Source organism: Candidatus Thermoplasmatota archaeon, assembly GCA_022848865.1.
In the GTDB taxonomy this organism is placed as follows: Archaea; Thermoplasmatota; Thermoplasmata; order RBG-16-68-12; family JAGMCJ01; genus JAGMCJ01.
Genome location: JAJISE010000132.1, coordinates 1 through 509 on the forward strand (window position 1 = coordinate 1; position 509 = coordinate 509).

The following is a 509-nucleotide window of genomic DNA, read 5'->3' on the forward strand; positions in this document are numbered from 1 at the left end:
TCACGATCGTTTCGAGGCAGAAGGGCCCTATCATGCCGCCGAAGAGTTCCAGGGAACGTTCTACTACACGTTCTCCCATCGAAAAGACCTTGGGCAAGAGGGATTCCCGGATGACCAGAGGAAGGTTGCCCGTCACCACGAACGACGGATAAATCCCGAGACGCTTCAACTCCTCCTGGGAGCCGAGCTTGTACATCTCGTCGATGTTGGTCTCGTCGCGCCTGTCCATTCCCAAGAGCTCCAAAGCGCCCTCGGACAGCCTATAGCCATCTGTTTTTATTGGTGAATAAAAATAATGTAAATAATATCTTGTTCCAAGAATATATTCTTGGATCACATACTTCTGGCTGTGGTCGATGCCCAGCTTGAAGTCATGGTAATCCTTCGCGATGAAAAAGCCCCTTCCGCCCTTGGCTCCGTAGTATTTTATGAGCACGGGGCGGTCGATTTCCTTCGGATCGGATATTATCGTGGGCATCTTTATTCCAGCCGAGGTGAGCCACTCCCTC

1 protein-coding gene is annotated in these 509 nt (G+C 51.1%); it reads right to left on the minus strand.

Features of this window, described 5'->3' with window-relative positions; all coding sequences use genetic code 11:
• Positions 1 to 509 (minus strand): DUF1297 domain-containing protein (locus tag LN415_10035; GenBank protein ID MCJ2557410.1); only part of this gene is annotated, 509 nt, incomplete at both ends.